This window comes from Pseudomonas sp. GNP012 (assembly GCF_054343835.1).
The window spans coordinates 4,964,717-4,978,753 of record NZ_JBTGUU010000001.1; the positions used below are offsets into that span (position 1 = coordinate 4,964,717).

At 61.2% G+C, this 14,037-nt stretch carries 13 protein-coding genes; 5 read left to right on the plus strand and 8 right to left on the minus strand.

Annotation, left to right across the window (positions count from 1 at the left end; translation table 11 throughout):
• The first annotated feature begins 57 nt into the window (after positions 1 to 57).
• The 4 genes from ACXX83_RS22495 to ACXX83_RS22510 all read left to right on the plus strand — a co-directional run bounded on the left by ACXX83_RS22495 (position 58) and on the right by ACXX83_RS22510 (position 4,681).
• A complete protein-coding gene (locus ACXX83_RS22495; RefSeq protein WP_458549649.1) occupies positions 58 to 2,493 on the plus strand; it encodes a TonB-dependent siderophore receptor in 2,436 nt (811 codons plus the stop codon).
• 72 nt (positions 2,494 to 2,565) lie between these two features.
• Complete coding sequence (locus ACXX83_RS22500; RefSeq protein ID WP_458549650.1) at positions 2,566 to 3,696, plus strand: PepSY-associated TM helix domain-containing protein; 1,131 nt, start codon at positions 2,566 to 2,568, stop codon at positions 3,694 to 3,696.
• Positions 3,693 to 3,872 carry a hypothetical protein gene (locus ACXX83_RS22505; RefSeq protein ID WP_458549651.1) on the plus strand — a complete coding sequence of 60 codons (180 nt, stop codon included), beginning with the start codon at positions 3,693 to 3,695 and terminating at the stop codon, positions 3,870 to 3,872. The genes ACXX83_RS22500 and ACXX83_RS22505 overlap by 4 nt, the downstream gene beginning before the upstream one ends.
• 179 nt (positions 3,873 to 4,051) lie before the next feature.
• Positions 4,052 to 4,681, plus strand: a complete 630-nt coding sequence (locus tag ACXX83_RS22510) for a glutathione S-transferase (protein WP_458549652.1) — start codon at positions 4,052 to 4,054, stop codon at positions 4,679 to 4,681.
• A 210-nt stretch (positions 4,682 to 4,891) separates the two neighbouring features.
• Here ACXX83_RS22510 and creD read toward each other — a convergent pair whose 3' ends face one another.
• The 4 genes from creD to rloA2 form a co-directional block, all read right to left on the minus strand.
• Positions 4,892 to 6,262, minus strand: coding sequence for a cell envelope integrity protein CreD (gene creD, locus ACXX83_RS22515; RefSeq protein ID WP_458549653.1), 1,371 nt, complete (start codon positions 6,260 to 6,262; stop codon positions 4,892 to 4,894).
• A gap of 94 nt (positions 6,263 to 6,356) precedes the next feature.
• Positions 6,357 to 7,775 (minus strand): two-component system sensor histidine kinase CreC, encoded by a 1,419-nt coding sequence (gene creC / locus ACXX83_RS22520; protein WP_458549654.1) that lies wholly within the window; start codon positions 7,773 to 7,775, stop codon positions 6,357 to 6,359.
• Positions 7,775 to 8,455, minus strand: coding sequence for a two-component system response regulator CreB (gene creB / locus ACXX83_RS22525; protein ID WP_458549655.1), 681 nt, complete (start codon positions 8,453 to 8,455; stop codon positions 7,775 to 7,777). Before creB ends, creC begins: the two co-directional genes overlap by 1 nt.
• Before the next feature lie 59 nt (positions 8,456 to 8,514).
• Positions 8,515 to 9,021 (minus strand): retropepsin-like aspartic peptidase RloA2, encoded by a 507-nt coding sequence (gene rloA2, locus ACXX83_RS22530; RefSeq protein ID WP_015097118.1) that lies wholly within the window; start codon positions 9,019 to 9,021, stop codon positions 8,515 to 8,517.
• Positions 9,022 to 9,185: 164 nt separating this feature from the next.
• Between rloA2 and yihG the strand changes: the two genes are divergently transcribed.
• Complete coding sequence (gene yihG / locus ACXX83_RS22535) at positions 9,186 to 10,073, plus strand: 1-acylglycerol-3-phosphate O-acyltransferase, YihG family (protein ID WP_126047956.1); 888 nt, start codon at positions 9,186 to 9,188, stop codon at positions 10,071 to 10,073.
• Between the two features lies 1 nt (position 10,074).
• On the opposite strand, the gene ACXX83_RS22540 is transcribed toward yihG, so the two are convergent.
• The 4 genes from ACXX83_RS22540 to ACXX83_RS22555 form a co-directional block, all read right to left on the minus strand.
• The gene (locus ACXX83_RS22540) at positions 10,075 to 10,635 is read right to left on the minus strand and encodes a DUF2780 domain-containing protein (RefSeq protein ID WP_015097120.1); all 561 of its coding nucleotides are present in this window, start codon (positions 10,633 to 10,635) and stop codon (positions 10,075 to 10,077) included.
• A gap of 220 nt (positions 10,636 to 10,855) precedes the next feature.
• Positions 10,856 to 12,055 carry a formaldehyde dehydrogenase, glutathione-independent gene (gene fdhA / locus ACXX83_RS22545; protein WP_015097121.1) on the minus strand — a complete coding sequence of 400 codons (1,200 nt, stop codon included), beginning with the start codon at positions 12,053 to 12,055 and terminating at the stop codon, positions 10,856 to 10,858.
• Between the two features lie 220 nt (positions 12,056 to 12,275).
• A complete protein-coding gene (gene purU, locus ACXX83_RS22550) occupies positions 12,276 to 13,133 on the minus strand; it encodes a formyltetrahydrofolate deformylase (RefSeq protein WP_015097122.1) in 858 nt (285 codons plus the stop codon).
• Between the two features lie 150 nt (positions 13,134 to 13,283).
• Positions 13,284 to 13,916, minus strand: coding sequence for a sarcosine oxidase subunit gamma (locus tag ACXX83_RS22555; RefSeq protein WP_458549656.1), 633 nt, complete (start codon positions 13,914 to 13,916; stop codon positions 13,284 to 13,286).
• Between the last annotated feature and the right edge of the window lie 121 nt (positions 13,917 to 14,037).

The window sequence follows — 14,037 nt, forward strand, 5'->3', positions numbered from 1 at the left end:
CTGATTCTCGTTCGGCACACAGGCAATTGAGAAATATTTCCATTCAGGAGCCGCTGTATGTCCCGTTCGCTGAACACCCTGTTGCGCCCCGGTTTGCTGGCGGTCGCCGTTGCCCTTTGCACCCCTTTGGCGAGCAGCCAACTGGTCGCCGCTGAACAGGCGTCAAGCGTTCGCGCCTACAACCTGCCAGCCGCACCACTGGCCAGCACCCTGAACCAGATCGCCAGCCAGGCGGGCCTGGCCTTGTCGTTGAACCCATCCCTGGCGACAGGCAAAACCTCGGCACCAGTCAACGGCCAGTTCGACGCCGCTGGCGCCCTGCGCGAGGCCCTGCGCGGCACCGGGCTGCAACTGGAGCAAAGCAGTACCGGCACCTACAGCCTGGTGGCCGTGCCCGAGGGTGTGATGGCTCTGCCGGCAACCAGCGTGATTGGCGTGGAAGACGCTGAAAGCGCCTGGGGTCCGGTGCAAGGCTACGTGGCCAAACGGACCGCCGCCGGCACCAAGACCGATACCGCGCTGGTCGAGGTACCGCGCTCGATTTCGGTCGTCACTCGCGAGCAGATGGACGACCGCAACGCGCATACCCTTGACGCCGCCGTGCGCTACCTGCCGGGCATCACCGCCAGCAGCTACGGCAGCGACACCCGCGCTGACTGGCTGCGCGTGCGTGGTTTCGAGCCGACTCAGTTCCTCGACGGCCTGCCCCTGCCAAAAGGCGTCTACGCCAACCCGAAACAGGAAACCTGGAACCTCGACCGCCTGGCCTTGCTGCGCGGCCCGGCCTCGTCCGTGTACGGCCAGACACCGCCAGGCGGCCTGCTGGACATGGTCAGCCGTCGCCCGAGCGCCGAAGCCAGCAGCGAAATCCAGCTGCAGTACGGCAGCGACAACCATCGCCAGATCAACTTCGCCAGCACCGGCAAGATCGACGACGAAGGCCGGTTTCTCTATGGCGTGAGCGGCGTGGTGCGTGACGGCGGAACCCAGATCGACCATATAGATGACAAGCGCTACAACATTGCGCCAAGCCTGACCTGGAACATCGACGAAGACACCCGCTTCACCCTGCTGACGCAGTTCACCCGTGACGATACCGGCGTTACCAGCCAGTTCTATCCGATTCAGGGCACCAAGATCGACATGCCGTTCGGCAAGATCTCGCACCACAAGAACCTGGGTGATCCGGACTACGATTTCTACGACCGCACCTATTACGCACTCGGTTATGCCTTCGAGCATCGCTTGAACGATGTATGGCAGTTCCGCCAGAACCTGCGCTACACCAAGTCGGACCTGTCGTTCCAGACGGTCACCGTCAACAGCTACTTTCCCTCCATCGGATTTGTCGTGGACGATGAAGGCAACACCGGGCGCGGCACGACCAATGTCGACGAAGACATCAGCCAGTTCGCCGTGGACAACAACTTCCAGGCCGACTTCGCCACCGGCGACATTAATCACACGCTGTTGATCGGCCTGGACCACCAGCGCAGCAACACCAACTACACCTCGATCTTTGGCACCGCACCTTCCATCAACGTCAACGATCCGGTCTATGGCTTGCCGATCACCCGTCCACCACGCTCCTCGGCGTTTTATGACTATGACCAGAAGACCTACCAGACCGGTCTGTACGTCCAGGATCAAATGGCCCTCGATCAATGGCGCCTGACCCTCGGCGGTCGTGAAGACTGGGTCCATACCGGCACCAAATTCTTCAACAAGGGTGATGCCACCAACACCCAGCGCGACAAGAACTTCAGCGGCAACGCGGCGATCAGCTATGTGTTCGACTCGGGCTTCGTGCCTTACTTGTCCTACGCCGAATCGTTCCAACCGGCCAGCAATGCCGTCGCCTCGCCGACCGATTCGTTCAAGCCGACCAAAGGCAAGCAGTGGGAACTGGGTATCAAGTACCAGCCACCGGGCAGCAACACACTGCTGACGGCCGCTGTGTATGACCTGACCCAGAAAAACGTTGCCGTCACCAACAATGTGGGCAACGTGACGGTCACCAGCCAGACCGGCGAAGTGAGAGTCAAAGGCCTGGAACTGGAAGCCGTTTCCGACGTGACCGAAAACCTCAAGGTCACCGCCGCCTACACCTTGGCCAAGTCCGAAGTGCAAGATGGCGCATTCAAGGGCAATCGCCTGCAACTGATGCCTAACCAGCAAGCATCGGTATGGGGCGACTACACCTGGCACAACGGCGTGCTCGACGGCTTCGGCATCGGCGCCGGCGCGCGCTACACCGGCAACACTTACGGCGACGAGGCCAACACCTGGCTGGGCAAGGCTGACGCCTATACGGTGTTCGACGCCGCGGTACACTACGACCTCGGTCGCCTGGACAACAGCCTCAAGGGCGCTTCGCTGGCCGTTAACGCAACCAACCTGTTCGACAAGGACTACATCTCGACTTGCGACAGCTTCTACTGCTACTACGGCGACCAGCGCAGTGTCGTCGCCAGTGCAACCTACAAGTGGTAACACATTGAGCTGATACGCCCAATGACCAGGCCGTCCTTCGTGGACGGCTTTGGTTTTTCTGAAGGCTATGAAATGAAAAGTAAAACAATTCGCCGCTGGTCCGCTGTTCATACCTGGACCAGCCTGGTTTGCACGGTGTTCCTGTTGCTACTGGCACTGACCGGCCTGCCGTTGATCTTCCATCACGAGATCGACCACCTCCTCGGTGATGCGGCCGAGCTCAAGCAGATGCCGGCAGACACCCCGCGGCTTGATCTGCAGCAGCTGGTAGCGGCGGCTGAAAAGCATCGCCCTGGCGAAGTCATGCAGTATTTCGGCTTCGAGGACGACGAACCCAATGCCGCGATTGCGATCATGGCCCCCACCGCTGGCACCGAGCCCAATTCGTCCCACACCTTCATGCTCGACGCCCGTACCGGCGAGGCCCTGGAGATGCCGTCGGCCAACGGTGGTTTCATGATGGTCATGCTGCGCCTGCACGTGGACATGTTTGCCGGCTTACCGGGCAAGCTTCTGTTGGCGTTCATGGGCATTCTGTTCGTGGTGGCGATCGTCTCCGGCACCGTCTTGTACCTGCCATTCATGCGCCGCCTGAAGTTCGCCACCGTGCGCCAGGACAAATCCACCCGCCTGCGCTGGCTCGACCTGCATAACCTGATCGGCGTCGTGACCTTGACCTGGGCCCTGGTGGTCGGCGTGACCGGCGTGATCAGTGCCTGCGCCGACCTGATCATTGCCGCCTGGCGCAACGACAGCCTGAGCGCGATGGTCGCGCCGTACCGTGATGCGCCACCGCTGACGCACCTGGCGCCGGCCACCCGTCTGCTCGACATCGCCAAGGACGTCGCACCGGGCATGCAGCCGGACTTCATCGCCTTCCCCGGCACGCGGTTTTCCAGCGAGCACCATTACGCGGTGTTCATGAAAGGCAGCACGCACCTGACTTCGCACCTGCTGACACCGGTACTGATCGACGCCAGCACCCTGCAAGTCACTGCCGTAGCCGAGCGACCCTGGTACATGGATGCCATGGGCATGTCGCAACCGCTGCACTTCGGCGACTACGGCGGCATGCCGATGCAAATCCTCTGGGCGACCCTGGATGTGCTGACCATCATTGTGCTCGGCAGCGGAGTCTACCTGTGGGTGGTGCGGCGCAAGGCTGCCAGGCCTGTGCTGGAAAAAGCGGAGAACGTGGCATGAAGCCCCGGCAGTCGAATTTCTGGAAGGTCTTTGCCATTCCCACCGTCATCGCGGTGCTCAGCGCGGCAGGGCTGTTTGCCGCGTTGCTCGGGAATGGTGTGTGGGACTCGCTGAGCTGGGTGGGGCTGGGCATTCCGGCTGTGCTGGCCCTGCGCGGCCTCCTGCAACACCGCTGACCCCCTGTAGGCGCGAGCTTGCTCGCGATGGACATTAACGATAACGCGGGGAACCTGACACCCAGCGGCGTTCTCAAGTCCATCGCGAGCAAGCTCGCTCCTACAGGGGTGTTTGCCATCTTGAGCTATCGCCCCAACACGCTATGCTGCCCGACTCTGCCACCGATCGAGACGCTGCCATGTCCGCCCCGAGCATGACCCTGTACCACAACCCGCTCTCTCCCTTCGTTCGCAAAGTCATGGTGCTGCTGCACGAAACCGGACAACAGGACCGCGTGGCGCTGCAGACCAGCGTCCTCACCCCGGTAACCCCGGACACGGCCCTGATCGACGACAACCCCCTGAGCAAAATCCCGGCCCTGCGCCTGGCCGATGGCAATGTCATCCATGACAGCCGGGTCATCCTCGACTACCTCGATCAGCAGCACGTCGGCAACCCGCTGATCCCCCGCGAAGGCTCGGCCCGCTGGCGGCGCCTGACCCTCGCGTCCCTTGCCGACGGGATCATGGATGCGGCCGTGCTGGTGCGCTACGAAGTCGCCCTGCGTGCCCCGGAGAAACACTGGGACGAATGGCTCGACGGCCAGCGCGACAAGATCCGCCGCGCCCTGGCCCTGCTGGAAAAAGACGCGATTGCCGAGCTGACCAGCCACTTCGACGTGGCCGCGATCAGCGTGGCCTGTGCACTGGGTTACCTGGACCTGCGCCATCCGGATCTGGATTGGCGCGAAGCCAATCCGCAGCTGGCGGCGTGGTACTTCGAGGTGAGCCAGCGGCCTTCGATGGTTGCGACGATGCCGAAGGCTTAGAACTTCGCCGGCTGTACTGGCCGCTTCGCGAGCAGGCTCGCTCCCACAGTAGGTCGTCGGTGCGTACAAATTTTGTATTCACTGGAGAACCCTTGTGGGAGCGAGCCTGCTCGCGAAAATACCAACGCGGTTCATCAGGCAACCACTGCAAAATCCGCGTCACTAACACCTCGCTCCAGCGCTGATCCTCGCGCAACCCCACCGACCGGTTCATTGCACCGCTCCAATATCGAAGTCCAACGGTTTCACCGCTTTCTGCCCAACCCCATACCAATCCAGCTTGCGGGTCAGCACCATGAACACGCCCAACAAGCCGAACAGCAGCAACGAGCCCATCAACAGCGCGTAATCCTCGGCGCTCAACACGCCGTAAAGCAGGCCGTACAACGCCGCCAGTCCCGCGGAGAAGCTCAACCCGTTCACGACACTGCGCAGCACATGGCACACATAAAAACCGATCAAGGACACGCAGCCAGCCGCCGACAACAGATAGGCCAGCCCAAAACCCACGTGCTCGGACAGCGACAGCAACAGCAGATAAAAGAACGCCAGGGCCACCCCCACCAGCGCGTATTGCACCGGGTGCACGGCCAGGCTTTTCAACACTTCGAAGAGGAAGAAGCCGGCGAACGTCAGGACGATGAACAGCAGCGCGTATTTGATCGCCCGGTCGCTTTTCAGGTACTGGTCCACCGGGTCGATAAAGCTCACACCGAAGCTGCGACCGCTGAAGGCTGCGCAGTCACCGCCGGTGACACAGCTGCTCAAGGCCTCCTGCAAATTGGTGGAGAAGAACGACGCCTGCCAGTTGGCGGTGAACCCCTGATCGGTGACGTTACGCTGGGCCGGCAGATAGTTGCCGATGAAACTTGGGTGAGGCCAGTCGGCGCTCAGCGAGACTGTGCTGGTTTTACCCACTGGCAACACTTGCAACACGCCCGTGCCTTGCAGGCGCAGGTTAAAACCAAAAGCCAGCTCCGCGGCCTGTTCGGTATTCAGCGCCGGCAGTGTCACGTGCACGCCCTCACCCAGCCAGCCGACCTGGCTACCGGGAATGAAGTCCAGGCTCTGGCCGTCGAGCTCGAGTTTCAAGGCATTTTCGATACCACGGATGTCGCTGATGCCAACGGCGAGAAACGGCTGGTCGAACCGGTAATCGGCAAAGTCTTCCTTGATTCCGAGCCGCGCCGGCAGCGAAAAAAGCCCACTGATGCGATTGTCGGCATGAAACAGCCGCGCCTGGTAAATCCCCCGGGAGCGCAACTCGGTCTGCACCTGGCCGTCGAGTTCGAAGCGTTCCGGCAGGAAGTACAGACGACCGCGCTCTTCGCTGATGTCTTGATAACGCTCGTTGGTTTTTTCACGGGTCTTCCAGGTGCGCACCACTTTGCGATACGGCACCACCAGCAACGGACCGCTCACCTGCTGGCTGAAACTGGAACTGCGGGCAATGTCGTCGAGCACGCCGTCGCGCAGTTGCTGACGGTCGCGGATCACGCCGTTGATCATCAGCAGCGGGATCAGCAACAACAGAATCAACAGGGCAATCGCCCCGAGTTTTAGGGTCAGGCTACGGTTCATGGGACTCTCCCTGATTTGGATGGGGAAAGTCTGGCGTGGCTGTGTGAGGAATGAATGGAGGGAATGTGGAGACTGTGTGGAGACTGAGCCGGCCCTAAGGCAGGTGCACGATCACTTCCACACCGCCGTCGACATTCCTGATACTCAGGGTGCCGCCGTGCAGCTTGACCACTTCCTCGACAAAGTTCAGCCCAAGCCCGGTGCTTTTGCGCCCGCTGTCCGGTCTCGGCAGCGAGTAGAAACGCTCGCTCAGCCTTGGCAACGCATAGTCCGGAATGGCCTCGGCCTGATTGAACAATTTGAATTCGACCTGATCACCAATTCGCCGGGCACCGAGGCGCAGCACGCCTCTGGCCGGGGTGAAATCCAGCGCATTTTCCAACAGGTTGCCCAGTGCCTGCCGCAGTAAAAACGGCTCTCCACTGAGCATCAGATCCGCTGCAATGCTTTGTTCCACCTGCAACTGACGGCTTTCGATTCGCGCCGCCTGAGCACTCAGCAACTCCCTCACCAAAGTACCCAGCGGCACGTCGACGCGCTCCTCCAGCCCCTGACGCTGCTCGACTTGCGCCAGATTCAGCAAGCGCTCGATCAACTGCTGCATGCGCGCACTTTCGCTGTCGATGTTGCCGACGAAACGCTGTCGCTGGATCGGCGGCATTTCGCCCTGCAACAGTTCCGCCGCGCCACGAATGGCTGCCAGCGGACTCTTCAACTCGTGGGTCAGTGTGTGCACGTAACGCTCGACGTAGGCCTTGCCTTCAAGCTGCGTGCGCATCTGCTCCACCGCCGTGGCCAATTGTTCCAGCTCACCACCGCGATAATGCGGCACTTCAACCCGCCGGCCTGCACTGACGCCTTGAGCGTACGCCGTCAATCTGCGCAGGGCGCGGCTCAACCACCAGGACAACAACGCGCCGAACAGCAAACCGAGGCCGATAAGCCCGACGCCATACGCCAGCAACCGGCGTTCCGTGCGATCCACATAAGGCTGCAACGAGCTGTTTGGCTTGGCCACTGTGACTACGCCGATGATCTGGCCGTTGTCGCGAATCGGCGCGCCGACGTGCATCACCGAAGACCCCTGATCGTTCGGGTCACTGCGGGTGGAGCGAGCACCGTACTCGCCGCGCAGGGTCAGGTAGACGTCGTTCCAGCGCGAGTAATCCTGCCCCACCGCCACCCCGCTGGAATCCAGCACGACGATGCCCTTGGCGTCGGTGACGTAGATGCGATGGTTGACCTGATTCTTCGGCAAGCCCCAGATTTTCGCCGCCGGCTGGCGCTCACCATAAGCCTTGAGCAGTTGCGGCCAACGGTTCTGATTGAGGGTGCCGGCCTTGAAATCGTCGCGCAGGATCTCGGCCATCAGGTTGGCGGTATCGACCAGAGTTTCTTCAGTGGACTGGCGAACGCCCGGGCGGATCTCTTGCATGACCGTGTTGAGCACAAAGTAGCCTGTCAGGCCGATGAACAGTGCGTAGACCAGGAAAAACCGGATTCCCAGCGGCATCAGCTTTGTCCCGGGTTGTAGCTGTAGCCAAGGCCGCGGTGGGTCTGGATCGGTTCGGCGTCAGCCTTCACCCCTCGCAACTTGGCGCGCACGCTCTTGATGTGGCTGTCGATGCTGCGCTCGTAACCGGCGTCGGCGGCCACGCCCAGGGCATCGAGCAACTGTTCGCGACTGAAGACGCGCTCGGGCTGTTCCAGCAGGCATTGCAGCAGGCGGAATTCATGGCGGGTAAGGGTCAGCAGTTGACCGCGATAACTGATTTGCACCCGGTCGCTATCGATGCGAAACAGCGTCATCGACGGTTCGCTCACCGTGCGGGGCGCCATGCGCTTGAGAATCGCCCGGACCCGCGCCGCCACCTCCCGAGGACTGAACGGCTTGACCACGTAATCGTCGGCACCGATTTCCAGGCCCACGACGCGATCGATCTCGCCATCCCGGGCACTGAGGAACATCACCGGCACTTCGCTGAAGCGCCGCAGTTGCTTGCAGGTTTCGAAGCCACTGATATCCGGCAGGCCGATATCGAGAATGATCAGATCCGCCGGGGTCTGACGCTGATGCTCCAGCGCCGCCGCGCCGAGGCTCAACCATGTGGTGGTGAAGCCCTCGCCTTGCAGGGCGAAAATCAGGGTGTCGGCAATGGCCGCTTCGTCTTCGACAATCAGGATATGAGGCATGGCGTCCGAGCCCGGCAGGGATGTGGGCGAACGGTGCCCCAAGCCTCACACCCCGTCAATCAGCAATCGGGCTTGTCCGCCGTGAACCGCCGTGCCGGGTTCACCGCCGCACCGAACTCGCGCAACGCCTTGGCGCCGATCAGCAACGGGTAGTTGAAGCTGCTGCGGTCCGTCAGGTTGACCTCGACCGTGCGCTTGACGTTACCCAGGCACAGCTCCAGATCGACCACCGGACGCTTGCTCGGCGCTACAACTTCGCTGTCCTCCTCGTCCTCTTCAGAGCGGGTCTTGATCTTGCTGATTCGCGCGACCTTGTGTTCGTAGACCTGGTTGCCCGCATCCTTGGTGGCCAGGCGGAAACGCACCCAGTCTTCGCCGTCACGCTTGAAGGTTTCGATGTCCTTGGCCGACAGCGATGCGGTCAGGGCGCCGGTGTCCATTTTCGCCTTGAGGACTTGCCCGCCGATTTCCGGCAGGGCGATATATTCGTAACGCCCGTACAGGGTCGGCTCAGCGGCCATGACCGGCAAAGCGATGAGGGAGAGCACTGCAAGGAGGGATTTCACGTAATGGGCTTCCATAAGAGTGAACTGCCGGATTTTAGACCGTTGTTCGCTTGATCGTTCCCCCAAGGTTACCGACCCGGAGGTGAAACATTCGTCACCCCCGATTTGGCCTGTCGCCCGAAGCTGCTTATCATGGCGCGCCCAACCGCTTCCACGAGTGACTTATGCGCCGCCTGCTCACCGGCTGTTTCGTGACCCTGCTGCTTCTGCTCAACACCCTGGTCCTGATCGGGCCATTGCTGGTGTTTGCCCTGCTCAAGCTGATCCTGCCCGGCCGTTTTCGCGACTACGCGTCCTGGACCGTGATGTGGATCGCCGAAACCTGGTCGGAAATCGACAAGCTGATTTTCCGCGTCTGCATCCCCACTCAATGGGACATCCGTGGCGGTGAAGATCTGCGCCGCGATACCTCGTATCTGGTAATCAGCAACCATCAATCCTGGGTCGACATCCCGGCGCTGATCCAGACGCTGAACCGGCGCACGCCGTTCTTCAAATTCTTCCTCAAGAAAGAGCTGATCTGGGTGCCCTTCCTGGGCCTGGCGTGGTGGGCGCTGGATTACCCGTTCATGAAGCGCTACAGCAAGGCGTTCCTGGCCAGACACCCGGAGCTGGCGGGCAAGGACCTGGAGATCACCAAAAAGGCCTGCGAGCTGTTCAGGCGCCAACCGGTGACGGTGGTCAACTATCTGGAAGGTACGCGCTTCACCGCAGCGAAAAGCGCGCAACAGCAGTCGCCGTTCACTCACCTGCTCAAGCCCAAGGCTGGCGGTGTGGCATTCGTGCTGGCGGCAATGGGCGAACAGCTGGATGCCGTTCTCGATGTGACGGTGGTTTACCCGCAGCAGAAGATTCCGGGGTTCTGGGACCTGATCAGCGGCAATGTGCCCAGGGTCATCATCGACATCAAGACCCGCGAACTCGACCCGGCGCTGTGGCAGGGCGATTACGAAAGCGATCCGGTGTTTCGCGAGAAGATCCAGAACTGGGTCAACCAGCTCTGGATCGAGAAGGACCGGCGCATCGACGCCTTGCGCGCCGAGCGCTACTGAATCAGCTACCGGTACCGGTGCCGGCGCCCCAGATGTTGCCCAGACTGCTCAGCAGCGTACCGCCGACGCCCTGCTGACCGAGGTACTGCAAGAGCACCGGGGTGAACAGGCCGATCATGCCGCTGTCCATGCCCAGGGCGCTGAAGGCGTTGTTCAGGTCGTTGCTGTCCTTGACGTTGCCCAGGGCATTATCCAGCCCTGCAGCTTTGCCGCTGGAGCCGAGCAGGCCGGCCAGCGCACCCAACTCACCGCCGCCCGAGAGCATGTCGATACCCGGCACGCTTTTGGCCAGTTCCGAGTAGTCGGTCGAACTCAACTGGTTCTTCGCCAGGCCCAGCATCGCCCCGGCGCCGCCAATGGCTTGCTGTGGGGTGATGTCCAATTCACTGAGGGTGCTCAGCAAATCGGCTGTCTGCGGCGTCGGTGCGGCGGTCGCGGTCGCGTCATCGCCCTTCATGCCGGCAATGACATTGGCTGCATCACTCAGGTTGAACTGTGCAAAGGCCGGGCTGGCAGCCAGGGTCAGGAGTGATGCCAGTGCAAAACCGCGTGAAATCTTCATTCAGACATCCTCGATGAACACCGCCCGGCAATGGGCGGTGAAAAACTGCGCATTGGACTGACGCCCACAAGGATTGTTCCCGGCCCTGCGAGCTTGTCGCGACTCTGTAGGAGCCGCCGAATGCTGCGATCTTTTGATCCTGGCGTGAATCACCAGTTCTGAGTAACAGCCCAAACAAAACGGCGACCCGAAGGTCGCCGTTTTGGTATTGCCCGAACGCTTACGCCGCGCTGAACATCTTGTGCGGATCGATCACAAACTTCTTCGGCACACCTGCATCAAACTCGCCATAACCCTGCGGAGCCTGATCCAGGCTGATCACCTGAACGCCCACCACTTCGGCGATGTTGATACGGTCCCACATGATCGCTTGCATGAGCGCGCGATTGTACTTCATGACCGGGGTCTGGCCGGTGTGGAAGCTGTGGGACTTGGCCCAGCCCAGCCCGAAGCGGATGCTCAGGCTGCCCATTTTCGCGGCAGCATCGACAGCACCCGGGTCTTCGGTCACGTAGAGGCCGGGGATGCCGATCTTGCCGGCCACACGCACCACGCCCATCAGCGAGTTGAGCACGGTAGCCGGGGCTTCGTGTTTCACGCCGTCATGGCCATGGCCACGGGCTTCGAAGCCGACGGCGTCGATGGCGCAGTCAACTTCCGGCTCGCCCAGCAGCGCAGCGATCTGTTCGTGCAGCGGCGTGTCCAGGGACAGGTCGGCGATCTCGAAGCCCTGGGCCTTGGCATGGGCCAGGCGAACGGTGTTGACGTCACCGATGATCACCACCGCCGCGCCCAACAGGCGAGCCGAAGCCGCCGCTGCCAGACCGACCGGACCGGCACCAGCGATATACACAGTGCTGCCTGGGCCAACGCCCGCAGTCACGGCACCGTGATAGCCGGTCGGCAGGATGTCGGAGAGGCAGGTCAGGTCGCGGATTTTTTCCATCGCACGGTCGCGATCCGGCAGCTTCAGCAGGTTGAAGTCGGCGTACGGCACCATGGCGTATTCCGCCTGGCCACCGGTCCAGTCACCCATGTCGACATAACCGTAAGCACCGCCAGGACGCGCCGGGTTGACGCTCAGGCACACGCCGGTGTGCATTTCCTTGCAGGAACGGCAGCGCCCGCAAGCCACGTTGAACGGTACGGACACCAGGTCGCCGATTTTCAGGTTTTCGACGTCGCTGCCCTTCTCGACCACTTCGCCGGTGATTTCATGGCCCAACACAAGGCCGGTTTGCGCCGTGGTACGCCCGCGCACCATGTGCTGGTCGGAACCACAGATGTTGGTGGAAACCACTTTGAGAATGACCCCGTGCTCGATCTTGCGACCGCGCGGGTCCTGCATTTTCGGATAGTCAATCTTCTGTACTTCGACCTTGCCAGCGCCGAGATACACCACACCACGATTGCCAGACATGCTTTCACCTCGATGTTGTTTTTATGGAACCGCGTCGCCCAGGCAGGCAGCGCGTTAAGTGCTCGGGTTATTGCCTGTGTGTCTTGTGTTGCTTGTCAGGGCCCCATCGCGAGCAAGCTCGCTCCCACAGTGGATCGGGGGTGGACACAAGATCTGTGAACAACACAAAACCTGTGGGAGCGAGCTTGCTCGCGATGGGCTGCGAAGCGGCCCCAAAAATCTAGAGAACGACCGTTCTGTTGGCGTTCAAAAACACTCTTCTTTCGATGTGATATCCAACCGCCCGCGCCAGCGTCAGCCCTTCGATATCCCGCCCCTTGGCGATCAAGTCTTCCGGGTAATGGCTGTGGTCCACTGCCTCGACGCCCTGGGCAATGATCGGGCCTTCATCAAGGTCGTTGTTGATGTAATGCGCCGTGGCGCCCACCAGTTTCACGCCCTTGTTGTAGGCTTGGTGATAGGGCTTGGCACCCTTGAAACCCGGCAGCAGGGAGTGGTGGATGTTGATCGCCTTGCCATCGAGCTTGCGGCACAACTCTGGCGACAGCACTTGCATGTAGCGCGCAAGGATCACCAGCTCGGCACCGGACTCTTCGATCACCTGCCACACCTGACGCTCTTGCGACGGCTTGTCGTTCGGGTCCAGCGGGAAGTGGTAGTACGGAATCTGGTGCCAGTCAGCCAGTGGCTTGAGATCCGGATGATTGGAGACCACCGCGGCCACATCCATCGACAATTGGCCAATGCGCTGGCGATAAAGCAAATCGTTGAGGCAGTGATCGGCCTTGGAGACCATGATCACCACTTTCGGCCGGTAGTTCGGTTCAGTCAGTTCGAAGATCATGCCGAAGGCTTCACCGCGCTCGGCGAGCCCCGCGCGGAATGATTGCTCATCAAAGCCGTCGGGTTGACGGAATTCCACACGAATGAAGAAACGGCCCGAGAGCCGGTCATCGAAGGAGTGGTGTTCGGTGACGTAGCAGCCCTGCTCGAACAGAAAGCGGGTCACCGCGTCCACGGTGCCGAGGACGCTTGGGCAGTCGGCGGTCAGAATCCATGTGTCTGGGGCGCGGCTCATGGGGCGGTGACTCCTGTGAAATCGGTGAATGCCTACTGTAGGAGCGAGCCCTGCTCGCGATGGAGGTCAACGATGACGCGTACTTTCTGATTCAACGCGTTGCCTTGAAGTCCATCGCGAGCAGGCTCGCTCCTACAGTGACGGTGGTGATCAGGCCTGCACGCTGAGGCCATACTCGGCAGAAGCATCCTGCAACCACAGCCACCAGTAATCCGAGAAGCTGCGACGAATCAGCAGTTCCCAGGTGTCTTCGGCAGTGTGACGGATCATCAGTTGCGACTTGGCGAACACCGTGCCGACGGCTTTGCCCACCGGGAAGTTGTTCGGGTGCACGTCGTAGCTGGTGGACTTCATCAGCACCTGGCGCACGTTCGGGCCGCTCAGTTCGAGGAGTTGCTGGCCGCCGCTGACGTTGACGATTGCAATGTGCAGATCGCCCAGTGCTTTGCGCAGTTTTTGCTCGGCGGCCAGTTCTTCACCGGTTGGCACGATCAGCAGCCATTCATCCGGCCCCATCCATTGCAGGCTGGTTTCACCTTTGACGATGACGGTCAACGCACCCGGCAACTCGATGCCAAGGGCCTTGTGCACACCGGCGGCGAACGCGGCATCGTGGCCGTCGCCACGAATCGTCAGATGACCGAGGAGTTTTTTCTCACGCACGGTCACGCCGGCGTTCTTGCGACCCTTGCCCACCAGGCTGGCGAGGTCGGCATGATGCAACGACGACTCGGCCTTGGCCCCGGTGGTTGGGCGTTGTTGGTAAACATTGGCTGCGGTCATAAAGCACCTGTTCTGAATTCTGTTGGTTCCGGCCCTTGTGGTGGCTGTTGCGTCGCCTTCGCGAGCAAGCCCGCTCCCACATTCGACCGCATTCCCCTGTGGGAGCGGGCTTGCTCGCGAA

Excerpts from the sequence above, each read along its gene's own strand:
- ACXX83_RS22495 (WP_458549649.1), top strand. The coding sequence starts at position 58 with ATGTCCCGTTCGCTGAACACCCTGTTGCGCCCCGGTTTGCTGGCGGTC.
- ACXX83_RS22500 (WP_458549650.1), top strand. The coding sequence starts at position 2,566 with ATGAAAAGTAAAACAATTCGCCGCTGGTCCGCTGTTCATACCTGGACC.
- ACXX83_RS22505 (WP_458549651.1), top strand. The coding sequence starts at position 3,693 with ATGAAGCCCCGGCAGTCGAATTTCTGGAAGGTCTTTGCCATTCCCACC.
- ACXX83_RS22510 (WP_458549652.1), top strand. The coding sequence starts at position 4,052 with ATGTCCGCCCCGAGCATGACCCTGTACCACAACCCGCTCTCTCCCTTC.
- creD (WP_458549653.1), bottom strand. The coding sequence starts at position 6,262 with ATGAACCGTAGCCTGACCCTAAAACTCGGGGCGATTGCCCTGTTGATT.
- creC (WP_458549654.1), bottom strand. The coding sequence starts at position 7,775 with ATGCCGCTGGGAATCCGGTTTTTCCTGGTCTACGCACTGTTCATCGGC.
- creB (WP_458549655.1), bottom strand. The coding sequence starts at position 8,455 with ATGCCTCATATCCTGATTGTCGAAGACGAAGCGGCCATTGCCGACACC.
- yihG (WP_126047956.1), top strand. The coding sequence starts at position 9,186 with ATGCGCCGCCTGCTCACCGGCTGTTTCGTGACCCTGCTGCTTCTGCTC.
- ACXX83_RS22540 (WP_015097120.1), bottom strand. The coding sequence starts at position 10,635 with ATGAAGATTTCACGCGGTTTTGCACTGGCATCACTCCTGACCCTGGCT.
- fdhA (WP_015097121.1), bottom strand. The coding sequence starts at position 12,055 with ATGTCTGGCAATCGTGGTGTGGTGTATCTCGGCGCTGGCAAGGTCGAA.
- purU (WP_015097122.1), bottom strand. The coding sequence starts at position 13,133 with ATGAGCCGCGCCCCAGACACATGGATTCTGACCGCCGACTGCCCAAGC.
- ACXX83_RS22555 (WP_458549656.1), bottom strand. The coding sequence starts at position 13,916 with ATGACCGCAGCCAATGTTTACCAACAACGCCCAACCACCGGGGCCAAG.